Raw genomic sequence first — 16238 nt, forward strand, 5'->3', positions numbered from 1 at the left:
ATAATTCTCTTAAGCCAAACAGGCTGCGGCCGAGCCGGTCTATTTGGTCTCGCTTTGTTCTGGGTCAGTCACCCAACCCACAGCAGCTCCGGTATCATAGCGCAAGTCTATGTACTCAATAGCCTTTCCTTGCTGCTCTAATTGCGGGGATAAGGCAATGAAACGTTCAATTCGCTCCATCCGCTCCTTACGCCCCAACTCAAGCCTGACGCCGTTGGTTAGCCAAACTCGCCAAGCCCGACGTTCGTTTAATGCCAGCGTAGCAATTTCGAAGCCCGCATGCTGTAACCTCGGTTGCATTTCGCGCAATGCGCTAAGCACTTCGTGGCTGGTGCCTTCCGGTCCAGCCAGGCCAACCAGCAACTGGCCTGCCTGCTCGGGCGGGGCGTCGAAGACCTCACCTTCTTGGTTGACCAACGAGCGGCCATTCCAAGACGCGGCAGGGTCTTGCTCGACCAAAAATACCTTCAAGGTATCTGGCCACTGTTTACGCACCGCGGCTCTCGCCACCCATGGCATAGCTTCAAGCACAAGCTGGATGTCATCAACATCCTGAGTCATGAAGCTGCCAAGCTGTTCAAGGTGCATAATCCCCTCCCGGACATCACCGGGTGTGAGGTAATGTAACTCACCTTGAATCACCAGCTGTGACAACGGCAGCCGGTTTGCATCTGTCATCCAGTTTATTGCCGCGCTGAACAGCCAGACAGTAAACCCGATCACAAAGAGAAAAAAAGCCAATCCCCTGCGGTTATGTCGTGACGCCGCAGGAGAAAACGATATTCTTTTTAGGACACTATCAGCCATAAATAGTTTAATCCTGATGTCATAGCCGATATTTACCCAGAAAAAGCGGCAAGGTTTTTCCTTCAGCCTTCCCACTTCCTCACGTAAAGTTGACAGATTATAGCGAGCAAGCAGCGGCTCTCCAATATCTGAACGCCGATTCCTCGCAGATCTCTGGCTATAAGCTTAAATCAAAGCAAAAAACAAGCCAAATATATATTTTTTATACAGCCAAAACGATTACTGGCTCATCTGCTCAATGCTCAGTTGCATATCTGCAAGCTGTCGGGCAATTTTGCCAACATCGCCGGCGCCTTGTGTCAAAACCAAATCATCATTTTGCAGAATATTGGCCAATGCTGACGGCAGTGCATCGATAGATGGCACAAAAATCGGATCCAGTTTGCCGCGGCCGCGAATAGTACGGCACAGGGCGCGGCCATCGGCACCAGCAATCGGTACCTCCCCAGCAGCATACACATCCAGCATCACCAACACATCCACCTGCTCGAGGACATTGGCAAAATCATCATACAGATCACGGGTGCGACTATAGCGATGCGGCTGGAACACCATCACCAGGCGCTTATCTTCCCAACCTGCGCGGGCAGCCTGAATAGTCACATCGACTTCGCTCGGGTGGTGGCCGTAATCATCAACTAGCATTACCTTGCCGTTACCGGTCTCGAACTCACCAAGGTGGTCGAAGCGACGGCCTGTGCCTTCAAATTCTGCCAATGCACGGGTGATCGCCTCGTCAGCCACGCCTTCTTCCGTTGCTACCGCAACAGCAGCTGTCGCGTTGAGGGCATTGTGTTTGCCCGGGATATTCAGTTTCACCTCAAGGGCTGGCTTTCCTTTGCGTAGTATCGAGAAATGTCCCTGCTGGCCGCGCTGATCATAATCAACCAAACGCACATCTGCATCCTCGGAAAAACCATATGTGATCACCTGCCGGCCAATTCTTGGAAGAAGCTCACGCACCACAGGATCATCAATACACATAACCGCCAGACCGTAGAACGGCAGGTTGTGCAAGAAATCGACAAATGTCTGCTTTAGCACCTCGAAGTCACCGCCATAGGTATCCATATGATCCGCTTCGATATTGGTCACCACGCACACCATCGGCTGCAGGTGCAGGAACGAGGCATCGCTTTCGTCGGCTTCTGCAATCAAGTAACGGCTCGAGCCAAGGCGGGCATTGGTCCCCGCGCTTTTCACCAGGCCGCCGTTGACGAATGTTGGATCCAAGCCGGCTTCAGAGTATATCTGGGTAACCAACGCTGTTGTCGTCGTTTTACCGTGGGTACCTGCAATGGCAATACCGTGTCGGTAGCGCATCAGTTCAGCCAGCATTTCTGCTCGGCGCACCACCGGAATACGCAGCTCACGGGCTGCCGCCAGTTCAGGATTACTCTGGTCAATTGCCGTCGAGGCAACCACTACGCTGGAGCCTTCAATGTTACTGGCCTGGTGGCCAAAGAAGATCTCAGCCCCCTTGTCCGCCAAGCGGTTGGTAACGGCATTCGGCGCTAAGTCAGATCCACTAACGTGGTAGCCTTCATTAACCAACACTTCTGCGATACCGCTCATGCCGGCACCACCGATCCCAACAAAGTGGATACGCTCTACGCGGCGCATCTCTGGCACCATGGTTCTGATTTTTGCTAATTGCTGGTTATCCAGTTTACTCATCACTTTGTCTCGTCTTATTGCTTTGCCAGCGATTTGATCACCTCAGCCACCCGGCTGTCGGCATCCACAATCGCTGCGTCCCGTGCCGCCTGCGCCATCTTGGCCAGCTGTGCACGGTCTAATTGTTGTAGGGTGTCGGCCAGCCCTTGTACTGTCAGATCGGGCTGTTCAATCATTTTGGCCGCGCCGCACTGCACCAGGTGATCAGCATTCAGCGCCTGCTGGCGATCCTTGTGCATGAAAGGCACAAATACTGCACCAAGGCCGGCAGCTGACAGCTCGGACACCGTCAGTGCACCTGAGCGGCAGACAACGATGTCGGCCCAGGCATAGGCTGCGGCGACATCGTCGATAAATTCTGTAACTTGGTAGTTATCACCCTGCCCTGTGGCATATTGGGTGTAGTCCTGTTCGGTTTGCACCTGTGCGCCTTTACCGGCCTGATGCCATACCGTCACTTTATCGCCCAGCAAGCCCGCAACTTGAGGCAAGGTTTGGTTGAGGATACGAGCCCCCTGGCTGCCACCCATCACCAATACCCGGATTGGGCCGTCACGCTCAGCAAAACGTTGCTCGGGCGCAGCCAGTTCGACAACGTCCTGGCGCACAGGGTTACCCACCACTTCGCGGTTCGGAAAAGCGCCCGGGAATGCCTGCAGCACACGCGATGCAATACGCGATAGCCATTGGTTGGTTAAACCCGCTACAGCGTTTTGCTCATGCAAAATCACCGGAACACCCGACAACCAGGCAGCGACACCACCTGGCCCACTGACATAACCGCCCATGCCCAGTACGGCATCTGGCTGCCACGCCTTAATGTATTTCCTTGCCTGCAAGATGGCACCAACAATTTTAAACGGTGCTGCCAACAAACGGGTCATGCCCTGGCCGCGCAAGCCCTTGACCTTGATAAAGTCGATCTCGATACCGTGTTTTGGCACCAATTCGGCTTCCATACGGTCGGCGGTGCCGAGCCAGCGGATGTCCCAGCCTTCTTGCTGCAACCGCTTGGCAACGGCCAAGCCCGGGAAGACATGGCCTCCGGTGCCGCCCGCCATTACCAGCAGGCGCTTATTCTTGTTCATTGTCATTTTCTTCTACTTCCGGATCCGGCATCGCTTTGGCAGCGATGCGCTGCTCGTAGTCTATCCGGATCAAAATGGCGACCGCAGTAGCCATAATAAATAAACTGGAGCCACCGTAACTGATCAGTGGCAAGGTCAAGCCCTTGGTCGGTACCATGCCGGCGGCCGCGCCGACATTAACCAAGGTCTGGAAAGCAAACCAGAAGGCAAAGCCAAAAGCGAGGAAGCCACCGTATAGCTGCTCTGTCTGCAAGCAACGGCGGCCAATCATCAAGGCTTTGAATACCAAAGCAAAGATAAGCAGCAGCACCACAGTCACCCCGATAAGGCCAACTTCCTCAGCCAGTACCGCAAATACAAAGTCGGTATGGGCCTCGGGCAAATACTCCAGCTTCTGGATGGAATTGCCCAAGCCTTGCCCCAGCCAATCACCACGGCCAAAGGCCATCAGCGACTGGGTGAGCTGGTAGCCGCTGCCGAACGGATCATCCCAGGGGTCGAGGAAAGAGGTCACCCGCCGCAGGCGGTAAGGCTCGAAGACGATCAGCAGGCCGATACCAAAGCAGGCCGAGCCAATCATCACAATAAACTGCCACAGTTTGGCACCGGCAATAAACAACATGCCAACCGTGGTCACAAACATCACCACGAACGAGCCGAGATCAGGCTGCTCGAGCAACAACACACCGAGCAAGGCCAGCACCACCAGAGGCTTGGCAAAGCCGACAAAGCTCTGCCTGACCTGCTCGTACTGGCGTACCAAATAGCCAGACATAAACAGGAACAGGGATAACTTGGCGACTTCGGCAGGCTGCAAGTTAAAGATCCCGAGCGGGATCCAGCGCGAGGCACCGTTGACCGAGCGGCCAACACCGAGTACCACAATCAACAGCACAATGGAGAGGATCAGCATCGGCACGCTGTACTGGCGCCACTTTTCCAACGGGATCATCAAGACAAAACTGCCCAGCACCAGCGAGCAGAACAGGAAAAAGCCATGGCGCAGGGCGAAATAGAACGGCATGTCTGTTAGGCGGGTCGCGATCGGCACCGAGGCAGAGGTCACCATCACCAGCCCTGTTACCATCAAGGCTAATGCAATCCAGACCAATTGCCTGTCATACGGGCTTTGCGCCGCCGGTTTTGTCATCCAATCAAAAAACTGTCCCATCCCTTCCTTTACCGCTCCTGCCATCAGCTTTCCTTGCCTACCCGGTGCTGCAGCGTCTGTGCCAGTTCGACAAACGTATCACCGCGCACCATAAAGTTAGCAAATTGATCGAAGCTCGCACAGGCCGGAGACAACAAGATCATATCTCCCGCACAGGCTGCTTGCGCGGCCTGTGACATGGCTTGCTCCATGGTCTCGACCATCACAGGTTTTTCGACCAGTGGGGCAAAGTGAGAGCCGTCGCGGCCAAAGCAGTATAACTGAGCGTTTAATTGCGCCAGAACAGGCGCCAATTCTGAGAAGTCGGCCCCTTTACCATCACCGCCCACCAGCAAGTGAAGCTTGCCATTGAGCTGCAAACCTTTCAGTGCAGCCAAGGTGCTGGCGAGGTTGGTCGCCTTGGAGTCATTGACCCATTTCACGCCATGTTGCTCAGCCACCAACTGGCAGCGATGAGCCAAGCCGTTGTAGCGACGAAGCGCTCGGCATGACGCCTCACGGCCAATACCTGCCGCATCTGCCAGCGCTAGCGCAGCCAAGCTATTGGCGACATTGTGGCGGCCAACCAAGGCTATATCCTTGCTTGGCATCACTGGCTCGCCAGCGATGGCTAGCCATTCTTCGCCTTGGTGCTCCACCAAGCCATAGCGCTCGGTGCTCTCACTGTTACCGGCCTCAATGCCAGCCCCAATGCCGGTATTAAGACCAAAACTGACTAGCTCAAGTTCATTGCCATCGGCATCTGGCTTGGTTGCCATATCTTCGCGGTTGAAAACCGCCAGCTCGGCATGGTTGAAAATACGCATTTTGGCGGCACTGTACTGCGCCAGGCCGCCAGGGTACCTGTCCATATGGTCTTCGGACAGGTTAAGGTAAGCCGCCGCTTTAAGCGACAAGCTCGAAGTGGTTTCCAGCTGGAAGCTGGACAGCTCGAGGACATACAGGTCGTGATCCTCTGCCAGCATATCCAGCGCAGCAAAGCCGATGTTGCCACCAACACCGACGTTGATGCCGGCCTCTTTGGCCATTTCGCCGACCAGACTAGTGACCGTACTCTTGCCATTGGAGCCCGTGATAGCAACCACAGGCTTTTCCACCGCACGGGCAAACAGCTCAATATCACCGACAATCTCGATCCCTGCCTCAGCAGCCTGCTGCAACTGCGGGGTGGCCAAGGCAATACCCGGGCTTGAAACAATCAAGTCGGCGGCCATCAGCCAATCCATCTGCCACTGGCCACTGCAAAGCTTTACCGAGCTAGGGAGCTGCTCGCGGCCCGGAGGGTGCTCACGGGTATCAATGACCTTGATGTCCAACGGCTGAGGGAGCCTCAACAGGTGGTTCACCACCGACAGGCCGGTCATACCCAGCCCGATCACTACTACCTGTTTTACGCCTTCCAAGCCTTTCATCTTATCGTACCTTCAGGGTAGCTAGCGCAATCAGCACCAGCATCAGGGTAATGATCCAGAAGCGCACGATAACGCGTGGCTCCGGCCACCCTTTCAATTCATAGTGGTGGTGGATTGGCGCCATGCGGAAGATACGCTGGCCACGCAGCTTGTACGAGCCAACCTGCAGGATCACCGATACCGTTTCCATCACGAACACACCGCCCATGACTACCAGCAATAGCTCCTGGCGTACCAATACGGCGATAGTGCCCAGTGCACCACCCAGTGCCAATGAGCCTACATCGCCCATAAAGACCTGTGCCGGGTAGGTGTTGAACCACAAAAAGCCTAGGCCTGCACCGACAATCGCGGTACAGACAACCACCAGCTCACTGGCATCTTTTAGGTAAGGAATATGCAGGTAGTTGGCAAAGTTAACGTTACCCGTCGCCCATGCGATGAACGCCATGCCACCTGCGACCATCACGGTTGGCATAATTGCCAAGCCATCAAGGCCATCGGTCAGGTTAACGGCATTACTGGTACCGACAATCACAAAATAGGTAAAGACAATGTAGAACAAGCCAAGCTGCGGCATCACATCTTTGAAGAACGGTACCACCAGCTGGGTGGCAACGGTATCCTGGCCGTGAACATAAAGCGCAAAGGCCACACCCAATGCAATCACTGACTGCCAGAAGTATTTCCAACGGGCGATCAGGCCATCGGTGTTCTTGCGTACCACCTTGCGATAATCATCAACAAAACCCACAGCGCCGTAGCCCAGCATGACCGTCAGCACCGCCCAGACATACGGGTTGGTCAGGTCTGCCCAGAGCAGCACGGTGATGGCAATGGAAGCAAGGATCATGATCCCGCCCATTGTCGGGGTACCGCGCTTGCTAAAGTGAGACTCAGGGCCATCGTGGCGAACCACCTGACCGATCTGCAGCATCTGCAAGCGGGCGATCAAACGCGGGCCCATCCACAGCGACAGCATCAGCGCCGTCAATATGCTGATGATGGCGCGGAAAGTCAGATATTCAAAAAGTCGAAAAAATGGAAATGTCGATTCCAGTAAATCAGCTAACCAGTAAATCATTATTTATGTTCCTGCAGTGCAACAATCACATCTTCCATGCGGGAGCTACGCGCCCCTTTTGCTAGCACTGTCACTTGGGTATTGTCTTCATTGAGCAAAGGATCAAGCTGCTGCTGCAAAGTCTCAATCAATGCTGTTTTATCGTTAAAATGCTGGCCGTTATTAAGAGTGCTGACGATTTGGCTCGCTTGACCAAATGTCAGTACCTTATCAAGGCGACGCGAAAGCGCATACTCTGCAACTTCTTGGTGCAGTGCTGCACTGTCATCACCCAGCTCAGCCATATCCCCTAATACAAACCAACGCTGGCCGTCAAAACCGGCCAGCAAGTCAATCGCGGCTTTAACAGACGCGACACTGGCATTGTAGGTGTCATCAACCAACCTCAGGTTAGGACGCGGCTCGGTCACATCGGCACGGCCCTTCACATTGGCTACGCCGCCCAAACCGGCCTGTACCTGCTCAGGCGTCGCTCCCATTGCCATCGCCAGCGCGGCGGCAGCTAGGGCATTGGCCACATTATGGCCACCCGCCAGCGTCAAGCTGACCGGAAATGTTGCCAAGGGGGTGCGCATTGTAAAGCAAGCACGGCCCATACTGTTAATACTTATGTCAACGGCGTGAAAATCTGCTTCTGGCTGAGTGGCCGAAAAAGTCTGCAACTGATGTTGTTCTAACATCGGCTGCCATCTTTCCTGGGCATGCGAGTCTAGGTTGATAATGGCAACGGCGTCTTTGCCGCGCGGCTCCAACCCTTCGAAAATCTCGCCCTTGGCTTTTGCCACCCCGTCCAGCGAGCCAAACCCTTCTAGGTGGGCGGCAGCCAGGTTGTTGATCAGCGCAACCTGCGGCTTGACGAGGTTGGTGGTGTAAGAAATCTCTTTCTGGTGGTTGGCACCAAGTTCAATCACCGCGAACTCATGTTCAGGCTCCAGCCGAAGCAGGGTAAGCGGCACGCCAATGTCGTTATTGAAGTTGCCGCCCGTTGCCAGCACCTTGCCTTTTTGCGCCAGGATAGCCGCCACCATCTCCTTGACGGTGGTTTTGCCGCAGCTACCTGTCAGTGCGACCGCCTTCAGGCCATGATGCTGCTCCATCTCGGCTTTTAGCCAAGCACCAAGCTGGCCTAACGCCTGGTGGGTATCTTCAACCACCAGCTGTGGTAGCTCAACCGGTAAGTGCTTGCTTACCAACAGGGCTGCTGCGCCTTGCTCTTTGGCATTTTGGCAAAAGTCATGGGCATCAAAGCGCTCACCAATCAAAGCAATAAACAGGGTATCACCTTCGATTTGGCGGGTATCGGTGGATACCGCTGAGATTAAGGTGTCAGTGCCGATCAACTGGCCGCCCAGTACGTCAGCCAATAGAGAGAGTTGAACCGGGATCATCCCTTTGCCTCCAGCAATTCGGCGACCGTCTCACGGTCTGAATAGTGAATAGTGCGGTCAGCCAAGATTTGGTAGTCTTCATGGCCTTTGCCTGCCACCAGCACGATATCACCTGCACTGGCATGGGTAAGTGCCCACTGACACGCATCGCGTCGGTCGTGGATAGTGAGGGCCAAATCCGGCTTCGCCAAGCCCGCCAGCATATCGGCCATGATGGCTCCAGGGGCTTCACTGCGCGGGTTGTCATCGGTCAGGATCACCCGGTCCGCCAAGCTTTCCGCTGCCACCGCCATCAATGGGCGCTTGCCGCGGTCACGGTCACCACCACAACCAAAAATGCACCAGAGTTCGCCGTGGCAGTGTACGCGCAGCGCCTGCAGGGCTTTTTCCAGTGCATCTGGGGTATGAGCATAATCAACAACCATCATGGGTTTGTCAGGCTTTTGAAAAACTTCCATCCGCCCTGTCACCGCCTGAAGCTGCGGTGCCACCGCCAATAAAGCCGCCATTTCATGGCCAGTTGCCAGCAAGGTGGCCAGTGACAAGAGCAAATTAGTGACGTTAAATGCCCCAACCAAAGGTGCGGTAAACTGGCCAGCGCCCCAGCTTGAATCAAAGGCGGCAGTTACGCCCTGCGCGCTGTACTCAACCGATTCCAGCCACAGCATTTGCCCCTGATGGCCTGCTAGGTGCTTGCGCTCCATGGCGACGGCGACAGCCTGCGGCAGATCAGAGAGCCATTCCCGACCTACCGGATCATCGGCATTAACCACCGCCACACCGCACTGATGCTCGGTAAACAGGGTTTTCTTCGCCTCGGCATAACTGGCCATATCACCGTGGTAGTCGAGGTGGTCACGGCTTAGGTTGGTAAAGATGCTGGCCTTGAAGTCCAGGGCTTTCACCCGCCCCTGCACCAAACCATGGGAAGAGACCTCCATGGCAACAAAGCTTGCGCCTTGGCCAACCATCTGCGCCAACACGCATGGAATTTCCAGCGCACTGCCGGTGGTATTGGTCGCCGCTTGGATGTCACCCAGCAGGCCATTGCCAGTGGTTCCCATCACCCCAGCAGGCTTCCCCTGCAGCATCACCCACTGAGCCAGGATCTGGCTGATCGTGGTTTTGCCATTGGTCCCCGTGACGGCGACCACATCAATTTGCTCATCCGGTGCGCCGTAAAAGCGCTTGGCAATTGCCGACAGCGAGTCACCAAGGGCTGGGAGATAAATCACGGCGGTGCCACTAGTACTCTCAACCGAAGGCTGCTCAGCATCCGCTTCAGCCAACACCACTGCGGCACCGGCTTGCTGCGCTTTGGCAATAAACTGACGGCCGTCGACACTGTGGCCTTTAACAGCAACAAACATCTCGCCAGGCTTTACCTGCCGGCTATCAAGGGTCATCCCCGCAATGGAAATCGCTGCCACAGGTTCTGGCAGGCAAAAGCCCTCAAGCCATGGCGCTAGCAACTCGCCAATGGAGTGTAATAATTTAGGTTCCGGCATGGGTCTTGCCTCTGAGGTTCACAACGTTTAAATCATCAAGTGTTCCCGCATCCGGCGGGATATTCAAAATCTGCAAGGCACTCTCCATCACTTCGGAGAAAATCGGCGCGGCAATCGCACCGCCGTAATAGGCATCACCCTGTGGTTCGTTGACCACCACCACCATCGCCAGCCTCGGGTTGCTGATAGGAGCCAGGCCAGCAGTCATGGCGACGTACTCATCACTATAACCGCCCGCAGCCGCTTTTTTCGCGGTACCGGTTTTGGCACCGACACGGTAACCAGGCACAGCGGCACGGCGGGCACTGCCACCTTTATGGGTAACTAGCTCAAGCATATCGAGCAGCTTGCGGGTGTTTTCTGCTGACACAACCTGGCGCCCCGGCACCACCGACTCGGTCTTGAGGATAGAGAGCGGACGGTTGACGCCCATTGCGCCCAGGGTCGCGTAGGCCCTTACCAGCTGGATTGGGGTAACAGAGATACCGTAGCCGAACGAAAGCGTGGCCCGCTCGAAGTCCGACCACCGTCGGCGATCAGGGAAGAAGCCTTGCGCCTCGCCGATCAGGTTGATTCCAGACTCATCCCCCATGCCAACGCTGCTATACATGCCCAGCACGGCATCGACCGGCATCGCCAGTGATAGTTTACTGACACCGATATTACTGGATTTCTGCAGGATCTTGGCGAGGTCGGCCTTGCCTACGCGGGAAACATCGCGCACCCGGCTACCGCCGATCTGCATCAACCCGTTGCCGGTATCAATCACCGTCTCCTCATCGGCCACACCGTTTTCCATCGCAGCCAATACCACAAAGGGTTTGATGGTCGAGCCCGGCTCCATCGCATCGGTGATCGCCCGGTTACGCATCCTGAAGCTCTGCAGCTGGTCACGGTTATTGGGGTTATAGGATGGCGCGTTGACCATCGCCAGTATTTCACCGGTCCGTACATCGACCATCACCACCGATGCCGAGGTAGCCTGGTAGTCAGCAACTGCCTGCTTCACCGCACGGTACGCCACGGCCTGCAGGCGCTGGTCGATACTCAGGCTCAGCGGCTGGCCCGGTTCGCGTTTCTTGAGGGAAATATTTTCGACTACCCGGCCGTAGCGGTCTTTACGCACGGTGCGGCGGCCCGGCTCGCCGGTCAACCAGCCATCGTAGGTGCGCTCAACACCCTCCAGGCCATGGCTGTCGATGCCTGTTACCCCGATCAGGTGGGCACTGACCTCCCCGGCTGGATAAAAGCGGCGGGATTCGTCTTTGAGGCCAACCCCCGGCAGCTTGAGCTTGCCGACGTAAGCCGCCATGGCAGGGCTGACCTGCCGTTGCAAATAAATAAAACGCCGCTTGCTGTTTTTTTCGAGGCGGTTTAATAGGCCTTGGCGATCCAGCCCCAGCACATCCGCCAGGGCATACCAGCGCTCAGGCTGGGCCAAGCCGCCATTTTTGAAGATCTGGACCGGGTCGGCCCACACCGCCTGCACCGGCACACTGACGGCCAGTTGCTCGCCGTTGCGGTCGGAGATAATGCCGCGGGCAGAAGGGAGCGCCTTGACCCGCAGCGAGCGCAAGTCACCTTCTTGGATCAGCTTGCCGGGCTCAAGCACCTGAATATAGGCAGAGCGCCCCACCAGGGCTACCAAAGCCAATAAAATACATCCGCAAATTACACCAAAGCGCCACGGGATAAATGCCGGTGGCGCTTTCTGGCGACGCTGATTCTGTTTGTCAGAACGCTTGATTGATTTCGGTTTATTCATTATTTGACGATAACTTCGCTATCACGTGACGGACGCTGCATATCCATCCCCTGTTCGGCTAAACGTTCAATCCGGCTGTGCTCGGCCAGCGAGCTTTCTTCAAGGATCTGATTACGCCACTCGATATCGAGCTGATCCCGCTCGATCAGCAGCTGCTCCTGCTGGGCAATCAATTGACGGGAGTGGTGGGTAATGAGCACCACCCCCAGAGCTGAAACCATTACCAAAACCAACAATACCACCGGAATACGACCGACAGATAACAAGTCCCGGCCAATTATCTGGGCCAGGTTGTCCGTTGGTTCCGGTCGCTGGTTCATAGGCGTTCAGCCAGGCGCAATACAGAACTACGGGAGCGAGCGTTATCACTCACTTCATTTTTCGATGGCTTGATGGCCTTGCTAACCGGCTTGAGATCGGCACTGCCCAGCGCCTTGATCTGCTCTTCCGTCAGCGGCAAACCGGCAGGGACTTCCGGCCCTTTGCTCTGCTTGCGGATAAAGCGCTTCACCATACGGTCTTCCAACGAGTGGAAACTGATCACCGACAGGCGGCCACCGGTTGCCAAGATGCTCACCGCACCTTTGAGCGCTGTTTCAATCTCTTCCAGCTCGCTGTTGATATAAATACGGATTGCCTGGAAGCTACGCGTAGCCGGGTGCTTGTGCTTATCCTTGAACGGCGATACATCGGCAATCAGCTTAGCCAGCTGAGTGGTACGGGTCAGCGGTTCGTTCTCAGGATCCTCACGGTAGGCCACAATGCCACGGGCAATTCGCTTGGCAAAACGTTCTTCGCCAAACTCTTTGAGTACCCATGCGATGTCATCCGCTTCCGCTTCCGCCAGCCAATCAGCGGCAGAAATGCCCGATGTCGGGTCCATACGCATATCAAGCGGCCCATCGCGCATGAAACTAAAGCCGCGCTCGGCATCATCCAGCTGCGGGGAGGACACCCCGAGATCCAGCAGGACACCGTCAACACGGCCGATCAGATCGCGCTCTTCCATGTATTTTTCCATGCCTGAAAACGGGCCATGGATAATGGTAAAGCGAGGATCATCAATCTTCTGGGCTTCGGCGATAGCCTGGGGATCGCGGTCAATACTGTAAAGGCGTCCGTTTTCACCCAGCTGGGATAGGATCAGGCGGCTGTGGCCACCGCGACCAAATGTTCCATCGATGTAGATACCATCTGGTTTGATAGCCAAACCATCAACAGATTCATGAAGTAAAACCGAGACGTGCTCAAACTGTTCAGACATAAGTAAATATTCAGCTCTTGTAAAAGCGAGCCAACCCGTCTAGCAACAAGCTGGCAGAAAATACAGTAACAGTGGAAATTCATTAACTTAGGCCATTAAAACACTGTTTTAAAAGCGTTTTCCGCGAATTCCCACCGCAAAGTGTACGTATTTGATAAAAAAGATGTCAAGCCGAGGGCCGCAATTCTAACAATCACTTGATATTTATTGCGGGGCTAAAACGACAAAAGGTGATGCAAAGCCTCGCTTGAGACCTCACATCACCTTTCGTACTTAAAGGGGTGAGTTGGCCGATGAGCCGGGTTCTGTCCCGCTTGCGCGGTGGTAACCATTCCTCTAGGCCTGCAATCACTCACAGGCTCAAGCAACCTACCCGTCCCCAACGCGGGCCACGCCATTAGGGACCTATTTGGTCTTGCTCCGGGTGGAGTTTACCGTGCCACGAACTATTACTAGCCGCGCGGTGCGCTCTTACCGCACCCTTTCACCCTTACCTGTGCACCACTCCGAAGAATGGGCCATCGGCGGTCTGCTCTCTGCTGCACTGGTCGTAGGCTCGCGCCTCCCAGACGTTATCTGGCACCCTGCCCTGTGGAGCCCGGACTTTCCTCCCCCCCGTCAGTCTCCCAAAGGACATCAACGAGGCAGCGGTTACCTGGCCAACTCAGGCGGGCGATTGTATAGGACTTGGCTCACAGTTACCAGTGAAAAAGCCGACAAAAGCACGAACCGGTGGAAAAGGCAGCAAGAGGGTCCTGGGTCCTAGGAGCGAGGACCATTTTTTCCTAGGGCCCACTGCTCCTAGGAACAAGGATCCAGATGTATGGACTCCCTCTCCCTGAGGAGTTACGGTCTTAATCCGACGAAAGATTAGCCAAAAGGAGTCCATACATGAACGACCTTAATACATTGGCCATCGACTTAGCAAAGAATGTTTTCCAAGTTTGCAAGCGAAGCCCGCAAGGCAAAGTCTTCTTTAATCGGGAAATGACCCGGACAAAGCTTAAGGAGCTTCTTGCTAAAGAGAAAGGGGCTTTAGTCGCAATGGAAGCCTGCTGTAGTTCCCATTATTGGGCGAGGTATGCTGTTGAGCTTGGGCATGAAGTGAAAGTCATTAATGCCAGGGCTGTTAAAGCTTTCCAAATCAAGCAGAAAACAGACAAGAATGATGCATTGGCAATAGCTGTTGCAGCTACTCAGGAGCATATCCCTAATATCCGTGTCCAATCGGCCGATGAACAGGCACTGCAATCCTTAGAGCGAGCCCGCCAATTAGCAACCTCCCATCAAATTGCACAAAGTAATCAAATTCGAGGGCTATTAGCCGAGTTTGGTATCGTCGTTCCAAAAGGGCTCAAAAGCTTGAGAGAGCAAATACCCTATATCCTTGAAGATGGGGATAACCGGTTACCTGGTAGTTTTAGGGAAATGTTACACCGGTTATGGGAGCACTTCCTTGCCCAGATTGAGCATACCGAATCCTTAGAAAAGCAGCTTGAAGCAGCGGTAAAATCGAACGATGTTTGCCAGAAGCTGATGAAGTTGGAAGGCGTCGGGCCGATAAGTGCGATAGGTTTGGCAGTAAAACTAGGACGAGGGGAGAACTTTGCAAACGGCAGGCAGGCTTCTGCCAATATAGGTCTCACTCCGAAGCAACATAGTTCTGGTGGCCAAGAACGGATAGGTAATATCTCAAAGTACAGTGCAGACAAGCGACTTCGTTCAACACTTTTTCAAGGAGCGCTTTCAGTCATTACTCAGATAATGAAACGCCCAGCAAGAACGCATAAAGAGCAATGGCTCCAAGCATTAGTCATGAGAAGGGGGCAGAAGATAGCTGCTGTAGCCCTCGCCAATAAGACAGTGCGTACAGCGTATGCGATATTAAAAAATGACTCAGTGTACCAGCCTGTTGGATTGGCTTAGTACACTGGTCATAATCAACAAAGAGCGATGTAAAACAGGTAAGACCGACCAGTAAAAGCTAGATGGTTCCTGAGGTGCTTAGATACCGCTTTCTAGGGTTAGCTTACTGGTGCGACTACATTTTAGGGCGGGGTAGCTCCCCAAAGAAGCCCGTATATAAGTGCGCATCTATACCTTGTTTTGATTTTGTTCCTTTGTTGATTTCTCAAGGGAGTCCATATAAGGAACTAGGCTCTCCCCCCAATAATTAATCGAGGTTTTCCAGCCCCCACTTGTACAGCGCGTTTTTCTTCACGCCGTGGATTTCAGCCGTCAGTGCAGCAGCTTTCTTGAGCGGCAGCTCCTTGACCAGCAGCCCCAAGGTACGCAGGGCATCGGCCGGCAGGGCCTCTTTCTCGGCACGGTGGCCAGCGACTAGCAGCACCATCTCACCACGGGTGCGGTTGCTGTCCTCATTCAGCCAGTCAATCAGCTCACCCAGCGGTGCGCCGTGGATAGTCTCGTAGGTTTTGGTCAGCTCGCGGGCCAGCACCACCTGGCGCTCAGCGCCCAGAACAGCCAGCATGTCCGCCAGAGAGTCCATGATGCGGTGCGGCGACTCGTAGAAAATCATGGTTCGCTCGTCATCGGCCAGCTCCTGGAAGCGGTCACGACGCCCCTTGCTCTTTGGCGGCAAGAAGCCTTCGAAGCTAAAGCGATCCGACGGCAGGCCGGCGCCGCTCAGCGCGGTGACAACGGCACACGGGCCAGGAAGAGGGATAACTTTAACACCCGCCTGACGACAACGGTTGACAAGATGGTATCCTGGATCACTGATCAGCGGCGTCCCGGCATCGGACACAAGTGCGATACTGGTTCCGCCCTGAAGCTTTTCGATCAGGTAGTCAGCTTTTTGCTGCTCGTTATGGTCGTGAAGCGCAAAGGTGCGGGTCGAGATCGAAAAATGGGTCAGCAGGCGCGAGGTATGCCGGGTGTCTTCGGCGGCAATCAAGTCGACATTTGCCAAAACGTCCAATGCACGCTGTGTAATATCCGCCAAATTACCGATTGGAGTAGGTACGATGTACAAAGTTGCGACATCTACCGTGCATGAATTGGTCTCACTCATTTGTCTAAGATCTCATCTGCAATTAATATAGAGAGTAATT

Annotated in this window: 13 protein-coding genes and 1 other RNA gene; 1 reads left to right on the plus strand and 13 read right to left on the minus strand. The window is 54.7% G+C overall.

Annotated features, from left to right (window positions below):
- Nucleotides 1-39: 39 nt before the first annotated feature.
- The 12 genes from ACXAGQ_RS05485 to rnpB form a co-directional block, all read right to left on the minus strand.
- Nucleotides 40-807, minus strand: a complete 768-nt coding sequence (locus ACXAGQ_RS05485) for a cell division protein FtsQ/DivIB (protein ID WP_475252388.1) — start codon at nucleotides 805-807, stop codon at nucleotides 40-42.
- Between the two features lie 219 nt (nucleotides 808-1026).
- A complete protein-coding gene (murC, locus tag ACXAGQ_RS05490) occupies nucleotides 1027-2484 on the minus strand; it encodes a UDP-N-acetylmuramate--L-alanine ligase (protein ID WP_475252390.1) in 1458 nt (485 codons plus the stop codon).
- A gap of 14 nt (nucleotides 2485-2498) precedes the next feature.
- Nucleotides 2499-3572 carry an undecaprenyldiphospho-muramoylpentapeptide beta-N-acetylglucosaminyltransferase gene (gene murG / locus ACXAGQ_RS05495; RefSeq protein ID WP_475252391.1) on the minus strand — a complete coding sequence of 358 codons (1074 nt, stop codon included), beginning with the start codon at nucleotides 3570-3572 and terminating at the stop codon, nucleotides 2499-2501.
- On the minus strand, nucleotides 3559-4767 hold the full coding sequence (ftsW, locus tag ACXAGQ_RS05500) for a cell division protein FtsW (protein ID WP_475252392.1): 1209 nt from the start codon (nucleotides 4765-4767) through the stop codon (nucleotides 3559-3561). The genes murG and ftsW overlap by 14 nt, the downstream gene beginning before the upstream one ends.
- The gene (murD, locus tag ACXAGQ_RS05505; protein ID WP_475252393.1) at nucleotides 4767-6155 is read right to left on the minus strand and encodes a UDP-N-acetylmuramoyl-L-alanine--D-glutamate ligase; all 1389 of its coding nucleotides are present in this window, start codon (nucleotides 6153-6155) and stop codon (nucleotides 4767-4769) included. Before murD ends, ftsW begins: the two co-directional genes overlap by 1 nt.
- 1 nt (nucleotide 6156) lies before the next feature.
- Nucleotides 6157-7239 carry a phospho-N-acetylmuramoyl-pentapeptide-transferase gene (mraY, locus tag ACXAGQ_RS05510; RefSeq protein ID WP_317523706.1) on the minus strand — a complete coding sequence of 361 codons (1083 nt, stop codon included), beginning with the start codon at nucleotides 7237-7239 and terminating at the stop codon, nucleotides 6157-6159.
- The gene (gene murF, locus ACXAGQ_RS05515; protein WP_475252394.1) at nucleotides 7239-8627 is read right to left on the minus strand and encodes a UDP-N-acetylmuramoyl-tripeptide--D-alanyl-D-alanine ligase; all 1389 of its coding nucleotides are present in this window, start codon (nucleotides 8625-8627) and stop codon (nucleotides 7239-7241) included. The genes mraY and murF overlap by 1 nt, the downstream gene beginning before the upstream one ends.
- Nucleotides 8624-10135 (minus strand): UDP-N-acetylmuramoyl-L-alanyl-D-glutamate--2,6-diaminopimelate ligase, encoded by a 1512-nt coding sequence (gene murE, locus ACXAGQ_RS05520; protein ID WP_475252395.1) that lies wholly within the window; start codon nucleotides 10133-10135, stop codon nucleotides 8624-8626. Before murE ends, murF begins: the two co-directional genes overlap by 4 nt.
- Nucleotides 10122-11900 (minus strand): penicillin-binding transpeptidase domain-containing protein, encoded by a 1779-nt coding sequence (locus ACXAGQ_RS05525; protein WP_475252396.1) that lies wholly within the window; start codon nucleotides 11898-11900, stop codon nucleotides 10122-10124. The genes murE and ACXAGQ_RS05525 overlap by 14 nt, the downstream gene beginning before the upstream one ends.
- On the minus strand, nucleotides 11900-12220 hold the full coding sequence (gene ftsL / locus ACXAGQ_RS05530; protein ID WP_475252398.1) for a cell division protein FtsL: 321 nt from the start codon (nucleotides 12218-12220) through the stop codon (nucleotides 11900-11902). Before ftsL ends, ACXAGQ_RS05525 begins: the two co-directional genes overlap by 1 nt.
- Complete coding sequence (rsmH, locus tag ACXAGQ_RS05535; protein ID WP_475252400.1) at nucleotides 12217-13164, minus strand: 16S rRNA (cytosine(1402)-N(4))-methyltransferase RsmH; 948 nt, start codon at nucleotides 13162-13164, stop codon at nucleotides 12217-12219. The genes ftsL and rsmH overlap by 4 nt, the downstream gene beginning before the upstream one ends.
- Before the next feature lie 278 nt (nucleotides 13165-13442).
- Nucleotides 13443-13831, minus strand: an RNA gene (rnpB, locus tag ACXAGQ_RS05540) — RNase P RNA component class A.
- Nucleotides 13832-14055: 224 nt separating this feature from the next.
- On the opposite strand from rnpB, the gene ACXAGQ_RS05545 reads away from it, so the two are divergent.
- Nucleotides 14056-15090 carry an IS110 family RNA-guided transposase gene (locus tag ACXAGQ_RS05545; protein WP_475252402.1) on the plus strand — a complete coding sequence of 345 codons (1035 nt, stop codon included), beginning with the start codon at nucleotides 14056-14058 and terminating at the stop codon, nucleotides 15088-15090.
- Between the two features lie 247 nt (nucleotides 15091-15337).
- Here the strand turns inward: ACXAGQ_RS05545 and rsmI are convergent, their stop codons facing one another.
- Entirely contained in the window at nucleotides 15338-16198 is an 861-nt protein-coding gene (gene rsmI, locus ACXAGQ_RS05550) for a 16S rRNA (cytidine(1402)-2'-O)-methyltransferase (RefSeq protein ID WP_475252404.1), read from the minus strand.
- Nucleotides 16199-16238 lie beyond the last annotated feature (40 nt).

This window comes from Photobacterium sp. ABD4_091, from assembly GCF_056160145.1.

Excerpts from the sequence above, each read along its gene's own strand:
- rsmI (WP_475252404.1), bottom strand. The coding sequence starts at position 16,198 with ATGAGTGAGACCAATTCATGCACGGTAGATGTCGCAACTTTGTACATC.
- murC (WP_475252390.1), bottom strand. The coding sequence starts at position 2,484 with ATGAGTAAACTGGATAACCAGCAATTAGCAAAAATCAGAACCATGGTG.
- rsmH (WP_475252400.1), bottom strand. The coding sequence starts at position 13,164 with ATGTCTGAACAGTTTGAGCACGTCTCGGTTTTACTTCATGAATCTGTT.
- murF (WP_475252394.1), bottom strand. The coding sequence starts at position 8,627 with ATGATCCCGGTTCAACTCTCTCTATTGGCTGACGTACTGGGCGGCCAG.
- mraY (WP_317523706.1), bottom strand. The coding sequence starts at position 7,239 with ATGATTTACTGGTTAGCTGATTTACTGGAATCGACATTTCCATTTTTT.
- ACXAGQ_RS05545 (WP_475252402.1), top strand. The coding sequence starts at position 14,056 with ATGAACGACCTTAATACATTGGCCATCGACTTAGCAAAGAATGTTTTC.
- murE (WP_475252395.1), bottom strand. The coding sequence starts at position 10,135 with ATGCCGGAACCTAAATTATTACACTCCATTGGCGAGTTGCTAGCGCCA.
- murD (WP_475252393.1), bottom strand. The coding sequence starts at position 6,155 with ATGAAAGGCTTGGAAGGCGTAAAACAGGTAGTAGTGATCGGGCTGGGT.
- ftsL (WP_475252398.1), bottom strand. The coding sequence starts at position 12,220 with ATGAACCAGCGACCGGAACCAACGGACAACCTGGCCCAGATAATTGGC.
- ACXAGQ_RS05525 (WP_475252396.1), bottom strand. The coding sequence starts at position 11,900 with ATGAATAAACCGAAATCAATCAAGCGTTCTGACAAACAGAATCAGCGT.
- murG (WP_475252391.1), bottom strand. The coding sequence starts at position 3,572 with ATGAACAAGAATAAGCGCCTGCTGGTAATGGCGGGCGGCACCGGAGGC.
- ACXAGQ_RS05485 (WP_475252388.1), bottom strand. The coding sequence starts at position 807 with ATGGCTGATAGTGTCCTAAAAAGAATATCGTTTTCTCCTGCGGCGTCA.
- ftsW (WP_475252392.1), bottom strand. The coding sequence starts at position 4,767 with ATGGCAGGAGCGGTAAAGGAAGGGATGGGACAGTTTTTTGATTGGATG.